Origin of the sequence: Actinophytocola sp., from assembly GCF_035762905.1 — a bacterium.
In the GTDB taxonomy this organism is placed as follows: Bacteria; Actinomycetota; Actinomycetes; order Mycobacteriales; family Pseudonocardiaceae; genus DASYTH01.
The window spans coordinates 76,136-92,991 of the sequence record NZ_DASUCC010000156.1 but is presented as its reverse complement, the minus strand read 5'-3'; the positions used below and the strand labels follow the sequence as shown (position 1 = coordinate 92,991).

At 73.6% G+C, this 16,856-nt stretch carries 13 protein-coding genes; 3 read left to right on the top strand and 10 right to left on the bottom strand.

Features of this window, described 5'->3' with window-relative positions:
- Nucleotides 1–104 precede the first annotated feature (104 nt).
- On the top strand, nucleotides 105–644 hold the full coding sequence (locus tag VFV67_RS34975) for a hypothetical protein (protein WP_326475012.1): 540 nt from the start codon (nucleotides 105–107) through the stop codon (nucleotides 642–644).
- Between the two features lie 108 nt (nucleotides 645–752).
- On the opposite strand, the gene ahcY is transcribed toward VFV67_RS34975, so the two are convergent.
- Nucleotides 753–2,243: an adenosylhomocysteinase gene (gene ahcY / locus VFV67_RS34970; RefSeq protein WP_326475011.1), complete on the bottom strand. Its 1,491-nt coding sequence runs from the start codon at nucleotides 2,241–2,243 to the stop codon at nucleotides 753–755.
- A gap of 153 nt (nucleotides 2,244–2,396) precedes the next feature.
- On the opposite strand from ahcY, the gene VFV67_RS34965 reads away from it, so the two are divergent.
- Entirely contained in the window at nucleotides 2,397–4,769 is a 2,373-nt protein-coding gene (locus tag VFV67_RS34965) for a hypothetical protein (protein WP_326475010.1), read from the top strand.
- On the opposite strand, the gene VFV67_RS34960 is transcribed toward VFV67_RS34965, so the two are convergent.
- The 8 genes from VFV67_RS34960 to VFV67_RS34925 form a co-directional block, all read right to left on the bottom strand.
- Nucleotides 4,722–6,038: a glutamate mutase L gene (locus VFV67_RS34960; protein ID WP_326475009.1), complete on the bottom strand. Its 1,317-nt coding sequence runs from the start codon at nucleotides 6,036–6,038 to the stop codon at nucleotides 4,722–4,724. The genes VFV67_RS34965 and VFV67_RS34960 overlap by 48 nt on opposite strands.
- Complete coding sequence (locus tag VFV67_RS34955) at nucleotides 6,035–7,555, bottom strand: amino acid permease (protein ID WP_326475008.1); 1,521 nt, start codon at nucleotides 7,553–7,555, stop codon at nucleotides 6,035–6,037. The genes VFV67_RS34960 and VFV67_RS34955 overlap by 4 nt, the downstream gene beginning before the upstream one ends.
- 34 nt (nucleotides 7,556–7,589) lie before the next feature.
- Nucleotides 7,590–8,513 (bottom strand): cation diffusion facilitator family transporter, encoded by a 924-nt coding sequence (locus VFV67_RS34950; protein ID WP_326475007.1) that lies wholly within the window; start codon nucleotides 8,511–8,513, stop codon nucleotides 7,590–7,592.
- Nucleotides 8,514–8,554: 41 nt separating this feature from the next.
- Entirely contained in the window at nucleotides 8,555–9,775 is a 1,221-nt protein-coding gene (gene manA, locus VFV67_RS34945) for a mannose-6-phosphate isomerase, class I (RefSeq protein ID WP_326475006.1), read from the bottom strand.
- 10 nt (nucleotides 9,776–9,785) lie between these two features.
- Nucleotides 9,786–10,880 (bottom strand): hypothetical protein, encoded by a 1,095-nt coding sequence (locus tag VFV67_RS34940; protein WP_326475005.1) that lies wholly within the window; start codon nucleotides 10,878–10,880, stop codon nucleotides 9,786–9,788.
- Entirely contained in the window at nucleotides 10,877–11,092 is a 216-nt protein-coding gene (locus VFV67_RS34935; RefSeq protein ID WP_326475004.1) for a Trm112 family protein, read from the bottom strand. The genes VFV67_RS34940 and VFV67_RS34935 overlap by 4 nt, the downstream gene beginning before the upstream one ends.
- A gap of 30 nt (nucleotides 11,093–11,122) precedes the next feature.
- On the bottom strand, nucleotides 11,123–12,475 hold the full coding sequence (locus VFV67_RS34930) for a phosphomannomutase/phosphoglucomutase (protein ID WP_326475003.1): 1,353 nt from the start codon (nucleotides 12,473–12,475) through the stop codon (nucleotides 11,123–11,125).
- Between the two features lie 71 nt (nucleotides 12,476–12,546).
- Complete coding sequence (locus VFV67_RS34925; protein WP_326475002.1) at nucleotides 12,547–12,909, bottom strand: DUF3499 domain-containing protein; 363 nt, start codon at nucleotides 12,907–12,909, stop codon at nucleotides 12,547–12,549.
- 75 nt (nucleotides 12,910–12,984) lie between these two features.
- Between VFV67_RS34925 and VFV67_RS34920 the strand changes: the two genes are divergently transcribed.
- Complete coding sequence (locus VFV67_RS34920; protein WP_326475001.1) at nucleotides 12,985–13,467, top strand: metallopeptidase family protein; 483 nt, start codon at nucleotides 12,985–12,987, stop codon at nucleotides 13,465–13,467.
- Nucleotides 13,468–13,492: 25 nt separating this feature from the next.
- On the opposite strand, the gene VFV67_RS34915 is transcribed toward VFV67_RS34920, so the two are convergent.
- Nucleotides 13,493–16,819, bottom strand: coding sequence for a glycosyltransferase family 2 protein (locus VFV67_RS34915; RefSeq protein ID WP_326475000.1), 3,327 nt, complete (start codon nucleotides 16,817–16,819; stop codon nucleotides 13,493–13,495).
- Nucleotides 16,820–16,856: the final 37 nt, after the last annotated feature.

The following is a 16,856-nucleotide window of genomic DNA, read 5'->3' as shown; positions in this document are numbered from 1 at the left end:
TCTGGCCGGCTACGAGGTGGCCGGCCAGACACCCCGGGTTCACGCGATGGTGTGATCGCATCTCGCCCCGGGAAACCCTCCCCACCTGCGATGATGCGGCGATCATGACCGTGCACGCCTTCGCCGACGAATCCCGCCGTGGCTCCACATACCTGATCGCCGTGGCCTTGACCGAACCGGGCGAGCTGCGGCAACTCCGCCGCAACCTGCGCAGCCTCCTGCTGTGCGGTCAGACCGAAGTGCACTTCCACAACGAGAAGGAGCCGCGCCGGCGCGCACTTGCCAACGCCATCGCCCGGCTTCCCGTAGCGGTGCGGATCTACACCCGATCATGCGGCCGGCAGGACGAACCGGCGCGCCAGGACTGCCTCGCGCAGGTGATCCGTGATTTGCTCGACCGGAGCGCACACCGGCTGGTCCTCGACAGCCGCTCACACCGGGACACCCACGACGAGGCCACAATCCGACGAGTCATCGCCCAACATCCGCACCCCGTGCCGCTGGTCTATGAACACGTCGGTTCGACAAGCGAAGCGATGCTCTGGATCCCAGACGCCGTGGCGTGGTGTTTCGCGCGTGGCGGCCAATGGCGCACCCGTATCGGGAACCTCATCGATGCCGTGAACGACCTCGACTACCCCTAGATAGCGCGGACCCGGCGGGTCGCCGTCCGGCGACGCACCGGGCCCACTTCTTCAGCTCTCTAAGCCTCCGCGATCGTCAGGATACACGAGACGCCGAGTTTGGGCTGGTCAGTAGCGGTAGTGGTCGGGCTTGAACGGGCCTTCGACGTCGACGTCGATGTATTCGGCTTGGTCCTTGGTGAGTTTGGTGAGTTCGCCGCCGAGGGCTTCGACGTGGATGCGGGCGACCTTTTCGTCGAGCTTCTTGGGCAGGCGGTAGACCTCGCGGTCGTACTCGTTGTGCTTGGTGTAGAGCTCGATCTGGGCGATGACCTGGTTGGAGAACGAGTTGGACATCACGAAGGACGGGTGGCCGGTGGCGTTGCCCAGGTTCAGCAGGCGGCCCTCGGACAGCACGATGATCGAGTGGCCGTCGGGGAAGACCCACTCGTCGACCTGAGGCTTGATGTTGATCCGGTGGACACCGGGGTAGCGGGCCAGGCCGGCCATGTCGATCTCGTTGTCGAAGTGACCGATGTTGCCGACGATGGCCTGGTGCTTCATCGCGGCCATGTGCTCGACCATCACCACGTCCTTGTTGCCGGTGGTGGTGATCACGATGTCGGCCTTGGGCAGCACGGTTTCCAGGCGCTGGACGTGGTAACCGTCCATTGCGGCCTGCAGCGCGCAGATCGGGTCGATCTCGGTGACCACCACGCGCGCACCCTGGCCGCGCAGCGACTCAGCGGCGCCCTTGCCGACGTCGCCGTACCCGCACACCACCGCGACCTTGCCGCCGATCAGCACATCGGTGCCGCGGTTGATGCCGTCGATCAGCGAGTGCCGGATGCCGTACCGGTTGTCGAACTTGGACTTGGTGACCGAGTCGTTGACGTTGATCGCCGGGAACAGCAGTTCGCCCGCGGCCGCGAGCTGGTAGAGCCGGAGCACGCCGGTGGTGGTCTCCTCGGTGACGCCGAGGATGGCCTCGCCGGTCTTGCTCCACTTGCCGTCGTCGGCCGACAGCGACCGGCGCAGCACGTCGAGGATGACCTTCCACTCGTCCGAGTCGTTGTCCTCGGGCTGCGGCACGACGCCGGCCTTCTCGTACTGGGTTCCCTTGTGCACCAGCAGGGTCGCGTCGCCGCCGTCGTCGAGCAGCATGTTCGGCGGAACCCCGTCCGGCCAGGTGAGCATCTTCTCGGTGCACCACCAGTACTCCTCGAGCGTCTCACCCTTCCACGCATACACCGGAACACCCTTCGGCTCCTCCGGCGTCCCATGTGGACCGACCACCACGGCGGCAGCGGCGTGGTCCTGCGTGGAGAAGATGTTGCACGACGCCCAGCGCACCTCGGCGCCGAGCGCGACCAGGGTCTCGATCAGCACCGCGGTCTGCACGGTCATGTGCAGCGACCCGGACACCCGCGCCCCACGCAGCGGGTAGACCTCCGCGTATTCCCGGCGCAGCGACATCAGGCCGGGCATCTCGTGCTCGGCGAGCCGGATCTCCTTGCGGCCGAATTCCGCAAGCGACAGGTCCGCCACAGCGAAGTCGACATCACCGATCGTCCGGGCGTACCGGGCTCCGGTTTCGTTCCGCGTTTCTGCTGCGGTCATCGAGCGCTTCCTCCAAGCTATTCGTGCCGGCCGGCACCGCGGGTAAGACCCCGTCGCGTTCAAACACTACCGTTGGCCACTCGATGTGAGGCCTGCCACTAGCGCGTAAACAGGGCCGCTCAAGTGCCATTCAAGAAGTCGCGAAGGAGGGCCGTGCTGCTACCGGGTCCGGACACACGGGTTGTCGAGCTGCGGGTTCACGGCATACTCGGCACCCGGCCCGAGGCCCTGGTCTCGGCCATCAGCGCGGTCGACGTGGCCGGCGACGGGATCGGCCGGGTGGTGCGTCCGGCCGACCGGCTGCTGCGCCCGGCGCCGGGTCCGGTGCTCACCGCGGGTGGCCGGCCCGTGCCGCGGATCGTCGAGGGCTACATCTGGAGCGGGATGACCTCGGGCGGCTGGGCGAAGGCGGCCTGGGCGCTGCTGTTCCCGTTCTCCCTTGCCAACATGGCGCACTGGATGCTGCCGCCGCTGCCCCGCGGCCACCGGCTGGCCGCCCGGCTCGGTCTGATCAGCCGGTCGCTGCTGCGCCTGGCCGCACTGCTGCTCACCATGCTGCTGGTCACCCAGGCCGCCGTGGTGAGCCTGGACCTGCTGGCCGCGCAGTGCCTGGCCCCGGGCAAGGCCTGCCTGCCGGCGGTGCCGGACTGGCTGCGCGAGACCCCGCTGGTGCGCCCGGCGATCGGCCTGCTGCCGGTGCTGGCGGCGATCCTGGTGCTGCACCGGATCTCCTGCGTGGCCTGGGAGGTCGACGACTCGCCCAACCCGCCGCCGTCCGCACCGAACGTCGCCGTGGACCTACCCGGCACCAACCTGGTCGCCGACCCGGACACCCCGATGCTGCGCGCCCTGCACCTGGTGGCAGCGCTGGCGACGGTGGCGCTGCTGCCGGTCGGCGGGCCGTTCCACCTCCCGGACCGGCCGGTCGATGCCGTGTTCTGGGCGATGGCGCTGGTGCTGCTGACCCTGGCCATCCTGGCCGTGCTGCTGCTCGACGACCCGACCGGCGCCGAGCCGCAGCGGATGGGCGCGTGGCTGCGCATCGGGCTGGGCCCGTGGACCCGGCGGATACTGCTCGGACTCGGCGTCGCGCTGGTGGTCGGGGTCGGTGCGGCACAGCATCCGATGCCCAGCTCGCTGACCGGTACCGACTCCACCGTCGAGGCACTGGCCGCGGCCCTGATCGGGCTGGTCGTGCTGCTCGGCCTGGTGCTGGTGCCGGCGGCGCTGATCGCCCGGCGGACCTGGCGCGGGCAGCCGGCCGAGCTGCGGCCGTGGGCCGGCGGCTGGATGACCGCGCCGGTGCTGGCCACCGCCGCGCTGCTCGGCGGCGGGTTGGGCGCCGGCCTGGCCATCGCGGTGCGCGGCCTGATCGGGGCCGGGGAGCTGCCGCTGCCGCCCGGCTACACCCCGGTGACCCTGCTGTGGGGCGCCAGCGCGGTACTGGCCGCGGCCGCGCTGGTGCCGGTGGTCGCGTTCGCGGCGGTGCACAACTGGCACCGGCTGCGCTCCCGGCGCCCGTTCGAGCAGGTCAACCTGCTGCACGCGACCCGGCCCGCGGACCTGCCGGCGGCGCTGCCGGCCTGGCGCCGGGCGCACTGGCAGCGCGCGCACCTGCACCACGCGGTGCTCGCGCTGACCGCGGTGCTGTGCGCCGGCACGGTGGTCGCGCTGTGGCGGCGGATCAACCGGATGGACCCGCCGAACTGGATGACCCCGTTGTCCGGGGTCGGGGTGCTGGTGCTCGGCGCGCTGGTGGCCGCGCTGCTGCGGGCGGTGTACAACGCGGCGCGGGCACCGGAAGCCGGCCGCACCCTCGGGGTGATCGCCGACCTGGCCTGCTTCTGGCCGCGCGAGGCGCACCCGATCGTGCCGCCGTGCTACGCGCTGAAGGTGATCCCGGAGCTGGCCGCGCGGACCGCCGAGCACCTGCGCGACCCGGGTACCCGGGTGGTGCTGGCCGGCAACAGCCAGGGCAGCGTGCTGGTCGCGGCGGCCGCGGCCCGGTTGCTCAACTCGCTCAACGAGCCGGAGCGCAGGCGGGTGGGTGTGGTCACGGTCGGCTCGCCGCTGCAGTGGGCCTACCCACGGGCCTTTCCTGGTGTGGTTTCGCACACGTCACTGGCCGCGCTGGCCGGGGAGCTGGGCACCCGGTGGCGGTCGCTGTGCCGGGGCACCGATCCGATCGGCGGCGCGGTGACCACCTGGCGGCGCCAGGTGGTGGACGGCCGGCTGCTCGGGGTCGGGTTCCGGCCGGACGGGACCATCGGGCCGCTGCCGGCCGCGATCCGGTCGCCGGGCGGCGCGCTGGTGCTCGGCCTTGACCACTGGCTGCCGGACCCGCCGCTTGGCCCGACCCCCGGCAGCCGCTGGACCCCCGGCGTGCAGGGGCACGGCGACTACACCGCCGATCCCGAGTGGGACCGGGTGATCGCGCTGGCCGCCGGCCTGGACCCGGCCGGCCCGGCGGCGGCCGGGCTACCCCCGATCCTGCCGGTGCCCCGCAACGGCCGCACCGAGTCGTAGCAGCAACCGGTCGGCGGCCCGCTGCTGCCCGGCTTCGGCCAGCAGCCCGGCCGGGGCCAGCACGTAGTCGCGATCCACGGTGAACCGGGCGGTCCGCAGCACCGGGCGCAGCGCCGGGTCGGTGCGCAGCGCGTGCTCGACGGCGGTCAGCCCGGCCGGCTCGGCGTGCCGGAACGCCCCGCCGGAGAGCACCAGCAGGCCGGCGCCGTGCGGTCCCAGCCGGCCGTCGATCATGCGTAGGTGCCGGCGGACGGCCAGCACCGCGGCCAGGCCGGCCAGCCGAATGTCCACTTCGGACGAGACCGTGCCGGGATCGGCGGCAAGGCCGGCGGCGATCCCGGTCAGCCCGGCCGATTCACTCTCGGACAGCAGGCGCTCGGCCACCGCGTCGGCCACCACGCCCGGCGCCGACCAGCGCAGGCCGATGTCGCCCTCGACGGTGCGCCGGTCGGCCGGCAGCCCGACCGCGTGCCGCTCGTCCTCCGGATCGTCCACTGTGGACACCGCGGAGTACACGTCGGTGGTGGCCCCGCCGACGTCGACCACCAGCACGGCACCCGGCGTGTCCCGGTGCGCGGCCAGCCGGGCGACGCCGGAGAGCACCGCGTCCGGGGTGACCGTGCGCACCAGCCGGCGAAACCGCGGCCCCCGGGACAGGCCCTTGCCGCCGATCACGTGCCGCAGGAACACCTCCCGGATCGCCGCCCGGGCCGGCCCGGGGGCCAGTTCACCCACGTCCGGCAGCACGTTGCCGGTCGGCACCACGGTGCGGCCGCGCTCCCGCAACAGCGCCACCGCCCGATCCCGGGCCGCCGCGTTGCCGGCCAGCACCACCGGCACGCCGATCCGGTTCGCCGCGAGCCGCTTCGCGTTGTGCAGCAACACATCCGCAGCACCGCCGTCGGTGCCGCCGACCAGCAGCAGCACGTCCGGCCGGGCGGACCGCAACGCACGCAGGCCGGCGCCGTCCAGCCGGCCGGCGGCCACGTGCACCACCTTGGCACCGGCCGACAGCGCGACCCGGTGTCCCGCCTCGACGCTGACCAGCCGCTCCTGGCCGACCACGGCCAGCCGCAGCCCGCCACCCGCCGACGAGCAGGCCAGCACCCGCGCGTCCGCCGCGTCCAGAGCCCGGGCCACCGCGCCGATCCCGGTCAGCACCTCGGGCGGGGTGGTGGCGTGCGCGGCGGTGCCGAGCAGCTCGCCGTCCGGCGAGACCAGCGCACCCTTGGTCCAGGTGGACCCGACATCGAGGCAGAGCAGGTTCACCGGCGGGATTCGGCCTCCTCGGCCATCCGCCGGCCGAGCACGGAACGCGAACGGCTGTAAAGGAAGTAGACGACCACGCCGACCAGCATCCAGGCCACGAACCGCAGCCAGGTCAGCACGGTGAGGTTCAGCATCAGCCACAGGCAGGCCAGGATGGCCAGGATCGGCAGCACCGGCACGCCCGGCGCCCGGAACCCGCGCGGCAGGTCCGGCCGGGTCCGGCGCAGCACGATCACCCCGGCAGAGACCAGGATGAACGCGAACAGCGTGCCGACGTTGACCATCTCCTCGAGCTTGTCCGCGGCGAAGAACGTTGCCGCGAACGCGATCAGCGCGCTGACCAGCACGGTGGCCCGGACCGGCGTGCCGTGCGTGCCGGTGCGGGACAGCGCCCGGGGCAGCAAGCCGTCCCTGGACATCGCGAACAGCACCCGGACCTGGCCGAGCATCAGCACCATCACCACGGTGGTCAGCCCGGCAAGGGCGCCGATCGAGATCAGGTTGGCCGCCCAGTCGACGCCGTTGGCGGAGAACGCGGTGGCCAGCGTCTTGCGCTCGGGCGCGCCGTCCGGACCCGTGGTGGTGGCCAGCTCACGGAAGTTGACCATGCCGGTGACCACCAGCGCGACCGCCACGTAGAGCACGGTGACGATGGCAAGCGAGCCGAGAATGCCGCGCGGCACCGCGCGCTGCGGGTTGCGGGTCTCCTCGGCGGTGGTGGCCACCACGTCGAACCCGATGAACGCGAAGAACACCAGCGACGCGGCGGCCAGCAGCCCGAACACCCCGAACGTGCTGCTGGTGCCGCCGGCCAGCAGGGAGAACAGCGACTGCTCGACGCCGGACGGTCCCGGCGTTCCCTCGTCGGCCGGCGGGATGAACGGGCTGTAGTTGGCGGACTTGATGTAGAACAACCCGAACAGGATCACGAACAGCACGATCGCGACCTTGATCGAGGTGATCACCAGGCTGACCCGGGAGGACAGCTTGGTTCCGATGATCAGCAGCAGCGCCAGCACGACGACGAGCAGCAGTGCGCCCCAGTCCACGGTCAGCCCGCCGAGCCGGAAGCTGGTCGCCACGCCGTCACCGAACAGATAGCCGAGCACGGTCTGCAGATAGACCGACCAGCCCTTGGCCACCGCGGCGGCGCCGACGGCGAACTCCAGGATCAGGTCCCAGCCGATGATCCAGGCCATGAACTCGCCGAAGGTGGCGTAGGAGAAGGTGTACGCGCTGCCGGCGACCGGCAGCGTCGAGGCGAACTCGGCGTAGCACAGCGCGGCCAGGCCGCAGGCGATCGCCGCCAGCACGAACGCCAGCGACACCGACGGGCCGGTCAGGTCACCCGCGGTGCGCGCGGTGAGCGTGAAGATGCCGGCGCCGATCACCACCGCGACGCCGAAAACGGTGAGGTCCCAGGCGGTCAGGTCCTTGCGGAGCCGGCTCCCCGGCTCATCCGTGTCCGCAATGGACTGTTCGACCGACTTGGTCCGCCAGATACCGGTCCGGGGCATGGCTCGACAGTAACGGCGCGGGCGCCGCGCCGCTTTACGTGCCGGCCGGGACGGATCGGTCCAGATCCGGCTCTAGGTAGATCAGCCGCGCGTTGGGAACCTTCTCCCGGATCCGAACCTCGGCCGCGTCGATGGCCCGGGCCACCTCCTCGATCTGGAGCCCCGGTTCGAGCGCGATCTTGGCGGCGACCAGCAGCTCCTCCGGACCTATGTACTGGGTGCGGATGTGGATCACCCGCTGCACCTGGCCGGACTCGCAGGCCGCGCAGATCGCGTCCAGCTCCTTCGGGGTGGCGCCCTCGCCGATCAGCAGGCTCTTCATCTCGATGATCAGGATGATCGCGATGATGCCGAGCAGCAGCCCGATCATGATCGTGCCGACCCCGTCCCATACCGCGTTCCCGGTCACCGCCGCCAGGCTCACGCCGAACAGCGCGAACACCAGACCGAGCAGCGCGCCCGCGTCCTCGAGCAGCACCACCGGCAACTCCGGGGTGCGGGACTGGCGGATGAAGCCCCACCAGGAGGCGTCGCCCTTGACCTTCCTGGACTCCCGGATCGCCGTGATGAAGCTGTAGGTCTCCAGGCCGATGGCCACCACCAGGATCACGATCGCCACCATCGGCGAGGTCAGGTCCTCCGGGTGCTGGATCTTGTGGATGCCCTCGTACAGCGCGAACACCGAGCCGAGCGAGAACAGCAGCAACGCCACGATGAACGAGTAGAAGTACCGGTCCCGGCCGAACCCGAACGGATGCTGCCGGGTGGCCTCGCGCCGCGAGGTCTTCTGGCCGAGCAGCAGCAGACCCTGGTTGGTCGTGTCGGCGACCGAGTGCACCGACTCGGCAAGCATCGACGACGATCCGGTGATCACGAACCCGATGAACTTCGCCGTGGCGATACCGGCGTTGGCTACGAGCGCGGCCAGAATCGCCTTGGTGCTGCCCTCGGTCGACAATGCCGCTCCTTAGCCTCGGATTCGTCCGGATTGCCGGAAGTCTAGGCCCCCACGGTCGCCAGGAACGCCCGCGACCCCGACTCGACCGCCGGTCGCAACACGATCTTCGGGTCGCTGGCCGGAATCCACAGCGACTGCCCGCGCTCGAGCATCAGCTCCGGCCCGTCGTCGGCGGCCACGTTCAGCGCACCGTCGGTGCACACCAGGATCTGCGGCAATCCGCCGGCCAGCGGCACCTCCTCGTCCTCGCCGGCCGGCCACTCGAGTCGGGACAGCTCGAACTCCGCCGCCGGGGTCGGGTACACCCACCGCCGGCCGGCCGGTTCGCCGCGCAGCACCGGCATGTTGCCGCAGCGGAAGTCCAGTACCCGCAACAACTCCGGGACGTCGACGTGCTTGGGGGTGAGCCCGCCACGCAGGGTGTTGTCCGAGTTGGCCAGAATCTCCACCCCGGCGCCGTGCAGGTAGGCGTGCAGGTTGCCGGCCGGCAGGTAGATCGCCTCGCCCGGCTCCAGCACGATTCGGTTGAGCAGCAACGCGGCCAGCACGCCCGCGTCCCCCGGATAGCTCTCGCCGAGCTGCAGGATCGTGCGGCATTCGCGCTCGAACTCGCCGTGCGCGCGGACGTGCGCCACGCACGCGTCCAGCAGCTCCGGCGTGAGCCGGTCCAGCGCCGGCTGTGGCAGCGTGATCCAGGTGGTGAACAGCGCCCGCAGCCCCTCGCTGTCCGGCTGTCCGGCGAGCAGTTCGACGTACGGGGTGAGCCCCGGCGTCTGCACCGCGCGCAGCAGCCGCACGGTCCGCGCCGGGTCGCGGAACCCGGCCAGGGCGTGGAACCGGGTCAGGGCACAGATCAGCTCGGGCTTGGCGGTCGGGTCCGGATAGTTGCGGGTGGCCGCGTCCCTGGGCAGCCCGGCCGCCTCCTCCCGGGCGAACCCGGCCGCGGCCTGCTCGGCCGACGGGTGCGCCTGCAGGCTCAGCGGCTCCTCGGCGGCGAGGATCTTGAGCAGGAACGGCAGCCGCGGTCCCCACCGCCGGGCCGTCTCGGCGCCCAGCTGGCCGGCCGGGTCGCCGGCGATCACGTCGATCAGCGACCGCGGTTCGCCGTCCGGACCGGGGATCGCCGACGAGTCGCCCGGATGCGCGCCCATCCACAGCTCGGCCTCGGGGTGCGGTGCCGGCACATCCCGGCCGAGCAGTCCGGCGATCGTGGTGCGAGATCCCCAGGCATAGGGACGGACGGCATTGCTGAGTAAGTCCACCGGATACCTCTTAGAATCGCGCCGACGCGTACCGGCCGGATCCGCCGGTCGTGCCGGCGGCCAGCCCCAGGTACAGGGCGGCGAGCTCGAACCGCAGCGCCAGCACCGCGGCGCAGGCCGGGGCGTCGGCGCTGATCTCTTCGTTCGGGGCCAACACGTCCGCGCCGGGCAGCGTGTCGGCGGCGAGCCGGCGTACCTGGTCACCCGGCGTGGATCGCACGGCGACCAGGAACACCCGCAGCGGGGAGGTCTCCCCCGGGTGCAGCTCCTCCGGGTCGGCGAAGATGTCCTGCCCGGACGAGGCGTGCACCGCGGCCCGGTGTAGGGCGGTGCCGCTCATCGCCTGCGGGTACCCGGCCACGTCGCAGACCCGGTCGGTGTGCGTGGCCAGCACCTGCGCCGCGTGCCCGGCCACCGCCGTGGCCACCTCGTCCAGGCCCCACAGCAGCGGGCTGCGGTCGGCGAGCCGCAACGCCAGCGACTTGGCCGGGTTGACGAACGACTCGTGCTGCAGGTGATCGCGCTCGGCCTCCCGGTCCAGCTCGTCGGCCAGCGCGTTGATGTCGGTGTCCAGCAGGTCGAGCGTGCGCAGCGTGAGCAGGCCGGCGGACAGCACCCGGGCGAAGGCGAACCCCGGCGGGACCGCGACCCGCGGCGGCAGCAGCACCGCCTTGCCGGCGGCCGCGGCGGCCACCGGGCCGTCCTCCGGCGCGGTGAGCACCACGCCGGCGCCGAACCGGGCCGCCCGGTCCACCGACTCGGCCAGCACGATGTCGCCGGGGTCGTCGGTGTGCCCGATCACCACGTCCAGCGGTCCGATCCAGCCGGGCAGCGCATCGGTGAGCACCACCGGCACCGGGCAGGCCGGCTGCAGCAGCGCGGCGAGCACCCGGGCGGCGGCCGGGCCGAGCCCGGGCCGGGTGATCAGCACCAGCGCCCGCGGCCGGGAGCCGGACAGCCGGGCCAGGTCGGACTCCGCCGCGGCCGCCACGGTGGCCCGCACCTGCGCGCCGGCCTGCGCGGCCGCGCGGAGCAGGCCGTCCGAGTCCACCTCGGCGAGCCGGGCGGGGTCGTCCAGCAGGCTGTCGTCGGTCGGCGAGTTCACTGGTCCACGGGTGTGTCGCCCGGGTCCGGCACGGTGGCCTCGTCCAGCAGCAACACGGGTATGCCGTCGGTCACCGGGAACTGCCGGCCGCACGAGGTGCAGGTCAGCGCGTCGGCGTCGGGGTCGTCCGGGGTGCCGGGACGCAGCGGGGCGTGGTCGTCCGACGGGCACGCCAAGATCTCCAGCAACTGCGGGTCAAGTGCGACGGCCATAGGTCTCCTCCTCGCCTCCAGTGTGCCCGGTCAGGCTCGCACGATGGCCAGCACGCGGTCGCGCAGGGCGGCGACCGCGGCGGCGTCGGCCGCCTCCACGTTGAGCCGCAGCAGCGGTTCGGTGTTGGACGGGCGCAGGTTGAACCAGCTGCCGTCGGCCAGGTGCACGGACAGCCCGTCGATCTCGTCGACCTCCACCCCGGCCTCGCCCGCGTACGCCGCCTTGACCGCGGCCATCCGCTCGGCCTGGTCGCCGACCGTGGAGTTGATCTCGCCGGAGGCCGCGTACCGGCTGTACTCGGCGGTCAGCTCGGACAGCGGCCGGTCCTGCTCGCCGAGCGCGGCCAGCACGTGCAGCGCGGCCAGCATTCCGGTGTCGGCGCGCCAGAAGTCCCGGAAGTAGTAGTGCGCGGAGTGCTCGCCGCCGAAGATCGCGCCGGTGCGCGCCATCTCGTCCTTGATGAACGAGTGGCCGACCCGGGTGCGCACCGGCTTGCCACCGCGCTCGGCGATGATCTCCGGCACGGCCTTCGAGGTGATCAGGTTGTGGATCACGATCGCGCCCGGCTCCTTGGCCAGCTCGCGCGCGGCGACCAGCGCGGTGACCGCGCTCGGCGACACCGGCTCGCCGCGCTCGTCGACCACGAAGCAGCGGTCGGCGTCGCCGTCGAAGGCCAGGCCGGCGTCCGCCCCGACCTCGCGCACCTTGGCCTGCAGGTCGACCAGGTTCTTCGGGTCCAGCGGGTTGGCCTCGTGGTTGGGGAACGTGCCGTCCAGCTCGAAGTACATCGGCACGATCTCGATCGGCAGCCCGGCGAACACCGACGGCACCGTGAAGCCGCCCATACCGTTGCCGGCGTCCACCGCGACCTTGAGCGGGCGGCTGCCGGACAGGTCGACCAGCCCGCGCAGGTAGGCGGCGTAGTCGGCGAGCAGGTCGTGGGTCCGCACCGTGCCGGGCGGACCGGCGTGCCGGATCGGCTGCTCCGCCTCGACCTCCCGGCGGATGTCGGCGAGGCCGGTGTCCTGGCCGACCGGCGCGGCACCGGCCCGGCACAGCTTGATCCCGTTGTAGGCGGCCGGGTTGTGGCTGGCGGTGAACATGGCCCCGGGCAGGTTCAGGCTGCCGGAGGCGAAGTAGAGCATGTCGGTGCTGGCCAGCCCGAGCATGATCACGTCGAGGCCCTCCTGGACGGCGCCATCGGCGAACGCGCTCGCCAGCTCCGGCGAGGAGGCCCGCATGTCGTGCCCGATCACGATCGCCGCACCACCGACCAGCCGGGCGAAGGCGGCCCCGATGTCGCGCACCACGTCGGTGTCGAGTTGTGCACCGACGATGCCGCGGATGTCGTAGGCCTTGACCACGCCCGACAGATCGCGCACCGAAGCTCCCATGAACGGCCCGAATTCAGCATTGCCAGCGAAAAGCCTACCGGCGGTGCTCGGCCGGCCGGTCAGTCCCCGACCGGATCGGGCAGCACCCGCAGGTGGCCGCGCCGGCCGCCCAACGGGTCGGCCGGGTCGGGCTGCTCGACCGGGCGGTCCACCCGGCCGGCCTCGCGCACCGCCTCGGCCAGCGCGGTCAGGTCGTCCACGGACGGTTCGGGGGCGGCGAACTCGCCGTCGTAGCGCACCACGTCCCAGCCGCGCGGCGCGGTCAGCCGCAGCGCGTGCTCCTCGCAGAGGTCGTAGCTGTGCGGCTCGGAGTAGGAGGCGAGTGGTCCGACCACCGCGGTGGAGTCGGCGTAGGCGTAGGTGAGTGTGGCGACCGCCGGGTTGGCACAACCAGCCCGGGAACACCGTCGCACGCTCCGCACGATCGGTGACGATAGCGCTTCGCCATGACCCGGCTGCGCCGCCACACCGCAGCGCCGGCCGCGTAGTCTGCTGACGTGGTGAGTGGCCGCGGTTACCAGGAGCTGGGCCGACGCAGCCGGCGGACCCGCGACCGGCACGGCCGTAGTCTGCGCGGCTCGCTGTTCCCCTCGTCACTGCCCGCCGCCAGCACCCGCGCGCAGCGCTTCGACGCCCTCGTGCTGGAGGCGCTCGAGCCGATCGAGGCCCGCTGGCGCACCGAGCTGACCAAGCTCGACGTGGCCGTGGACGACGTGCCGGAGGTCGACGGCGTCGAGCGCAGCCAGACCCCGCCCGAGGGTGTGCTCGCCGACTCCGGCGTGCCGCTGGCCCGGCTGGTCCCGGCCGGGGTGGACCGGCGCGGCATGCCGACCAGGGCGCGGATCGTCCTGTACCGCCGCCCGTTGGAGGCGCGCGCCAAGGACGCCGCCGACCTTGCCGACCTGGTGCACGAGGTGCTGGTGGAGCAGGTGGCGAGCTACCTCGGGCTGGACCCCGGCGCGATCGAGGGCGAGACCTGACCGCGCCTTCTGGTTCCGCGCGCCGTCACCGTGCGCGGGCTGCCGCCGCGGTCCGGCGCGGGCGCCCGGGGATGGCGGTGAGCAGGGTGAACAGCACGGCCGCGGCCTGGACCACGAGCAGGACGGCGCGCAGGGTGCCGGGTTGTTCCACGTGAACCTCGGCCGACCTGGTCGGCATCTGCACCGCGACCAGGTGTCCCCAGGCCCGCCCCACCGGGACCGGCCGGCCGTCCACGGTCGCCTGCCAGCCCGGCTCCTCCTCGGCGGCGACCACGAGCAGCCGGCCGTCGGGACCGTCCGAGACCCGCACCGCGACCTCCGGCGGCGCGGCGTCGACCGGGACCAGGCCGCCCACTCCGAGCGTGGTCGGCGGGGTCGCGCCGATGGTGGCCTGCCGGGCCAGCTCCGGGGAGAGCAGCACCACCTCGCCGGCGGCCAGCTGGATCCGCAGCACCGGCCGGCCGTCCGAAGTGGGCGGTGCGGCGCTGACCAGGTCGCCTGCGGCGGCCCGGACCCGGTCGCCGGTGCCGGAGTCCGGCAGCACGACGAAGACCACCCCGGCGGCGGCCGCCGCGGCGATCGCGGCCCGCACCCGCTCCGGTGCCGCCGAGCGCAGGTCGTCGGCCTGCGCGGACAGCCGGGTGGTCGCGCCGGACACCGGCGCCAGGTCGTCGTCGGCGAACCGCGGCTGCCGGCCGGCGACCTGCCGCACCGGACCGCCATCGCCGGGCACCACCAGCACCGCCCGGCCGGTGCGGATCAGCTCGTTGGCCAACGTGTCGGCCAGCCGCGGGCCGCCCCCGGAGCGCAGCGGGCCGTCCGGTCCGGCGAGCAGCACGCCCGCGGTCAGGCCCACCAGCCCGAGCACGGCCCCGGCGGCGGCGCCCCGGAGCAGTGCCGCCGGGCGCTGCGCGCCGGGTCGGCACGCGGCGAGCACCGCGAGCAGCATCCCCCAGCCGGCCATCAGCAGCCCGGCGCCGGTCCAGCCGTGCTCGGCCGGGCCGCCGGTCAACGGCACCGCCGGGAACGCCCGCAGCACCACGACGGCGAGCACCCCGAGCAGCACCAGGATCAGCGGCGGCAGCATGGCCCGGTGCGGCCGCAGCACCAGCGCGGCCAGCAGCGCGGCCAGCACGGCCAGCCCGACCAGCGGACCGGCGCCCGGCCCGCCCGGGTCGAGGGCGATCAGCTCGACCGGGGACACCGGCTGCTCGGCCACCCAGCCGCCGACCCCGTGCGCCACCACGCCCGGATGCAGGATCACCACCGCCGGCCAGGGCAGCAGCAGCACCAACGGCATCAGCACCAGCATGAACAGCGCCACCACCCGGCGTCCGCCCTGCCCGCGGCGGCCCGGCACGAGCACGAACCCGCCGAGCGCGTAGAGCATCAGCATCAGGTGCACCAGCGGTGCGAACGCGCCGATCGCGGCCAGCCCGAGCGCGGTGCCGGCCGCGGTGGACAGCCAGTTCGTGCCGCCCGCGGCGGTGCGGAACCGGACGAACAGGCTGGTGATCCCGGCCACGACGGCGGGCAGCAGGACGTGCACCACGACCACGTCCAGCCGGCCCTGGGCCACCGCCGCGGTGGCCGGCGGGAGCAGCGCGTAGCCGGCGGCGACCAGCGCCCGCACCCAGCGCCGGACCGGGAGCCGCCGGGTCGCGACGTACCCGGACAGCCCGGCGAGCGGCAGGTCGACGAGCAGCAGCAGGGCGACCGCGGCCGGCGCGCCACCGGCGAAGGCGAGCACCGTGCCAAGGCCGCCGAGCAGGGCAAGCGCGGCCGGGGCCGGGGCCGCGGTGCCGCCGGTCACCGGATGCCAGGTGGCCACGTACTCCGACCAGACCTCGGGCAGCCCGGGCACCGGGAGCAGCCGCCCGCCGGCCAGGTCCAGCCCGAGCCGGCCGGCGTTGACCAGCAGCCCGATCCCGGCCAGGCCGAGCAGAAGCAGCAGCGGCGGGGCCAGCAACACCTCGCGGACCAGCCGGCCCCGGCTGACCTGGACCAGCAGCAGGTCGGGTTGCGGCGGGCCGGAGCCGTCCCGGCGGAACGGGGACGGGCGCGGCCGGTCCGGTGCCGGCAGCGCGACCGCCACCGCGGTGGCCGGCCGGCGCAGGCCGGCCGGGCGGCGGGGGCGGCCGGTGACCCCGGCCGGCAGCGCCTGCGGCCCGACCGGACGGCGCGGCGGCTCCTGGCCCTCCGGCGCCAGCCACACCGCGTCCGGGTCCGGCTCGCCGAGTGCCGCGTCCTGCTCGACCCGGCGGCGCACGAGTTGGGCCAGCCCGGCCCGCACCCCGTTGCGCAGCCGGGTGAACCGGCTGGTGAACAGGCCGCGCACGGACCCGGACTGACCGGCCGCGCGGCGGGCGGCCCGGGCCTCCCGCAGCCCCGCGTGCCCGCCGAGCAGGTAGCCCAGCGCGCGCAGCTCCGCCCGGGCATCGCCAAGCCGGCGCAGCACGGCGAACCCGAGCGCGCGCAGCAGGCACAGCACGGTCAGCCGGGGCAGCCCGAGCAGGAACGCCGGTGTCGGACAGTTCACCAGGAACGTGCGCAACCCGTAGGCCCGGTCGAGGACCCGCGGCGCCGAGCCGAGCCCGGCCGGACCGACGTCCAGGCCACGCTCCCCGGCGGTGACCGCGCACGCGTGCCGCAGCCGGGCCGCCGGCACGCACAGCACCAGCTCGCCGGCCCGGTTGGCCCGCCAGCCGAAGTCGACGTCCTCGCGCATCGCCGGGATGGCCCGGTCGAACCCGTCGAGCCGCTGCCACAGCTCGCGGCGCACCAGCAGCCCGGCCGAGGACATCGCCAGCACCTCGGTGCTCTGCTCGAAGTGCCGGGCCAGCTCCGCCTGGCCCAGCCCGGTCTGCCGGTGACCGGCGGCATCGGTGGACAGGCCGGCCTCCAGCACCACCCGGGGATCGGTCCAGTCCAGCGCGATCGGCCCGAGCACACCCACCGACGGCGCCAGGTCGGCGGCGATCAGCAGGTTGGCCAGGCAGTCCCGGTCCGGCGCGCAGTCGTCGTGCAGCACCCAGATCCAGCCGCCCGGGTCACCCCAGCGGTCCAGCGCGGCCGCCACGGCCGCGTGCACGGCGGCGGCGAAACCGGTGTCCCGCGGCAGCGTGAGCACCCCGTCGAGCACCCGGTCGTCGCCCTCGGCGGCGTCGGCCAGCAGCCGTGGGGTCCCGTCGGTGGAACCGGTGTCGACCGCGAGCAGGTGCCGGGGGCGCGGCGCCGACCGGCGCAGCGCGGAAAGCGCCTCGGGTAACCACCGCTCCCCGTCGTGACAGACCAGTACCGCGAGCACGGGCGCCGTGCGCAGCGCCGGCATCGGGGCACGTAAACGGGGCACCCGCGCAAGACTGCCATGCGGGCAGCGAACCCGCCGG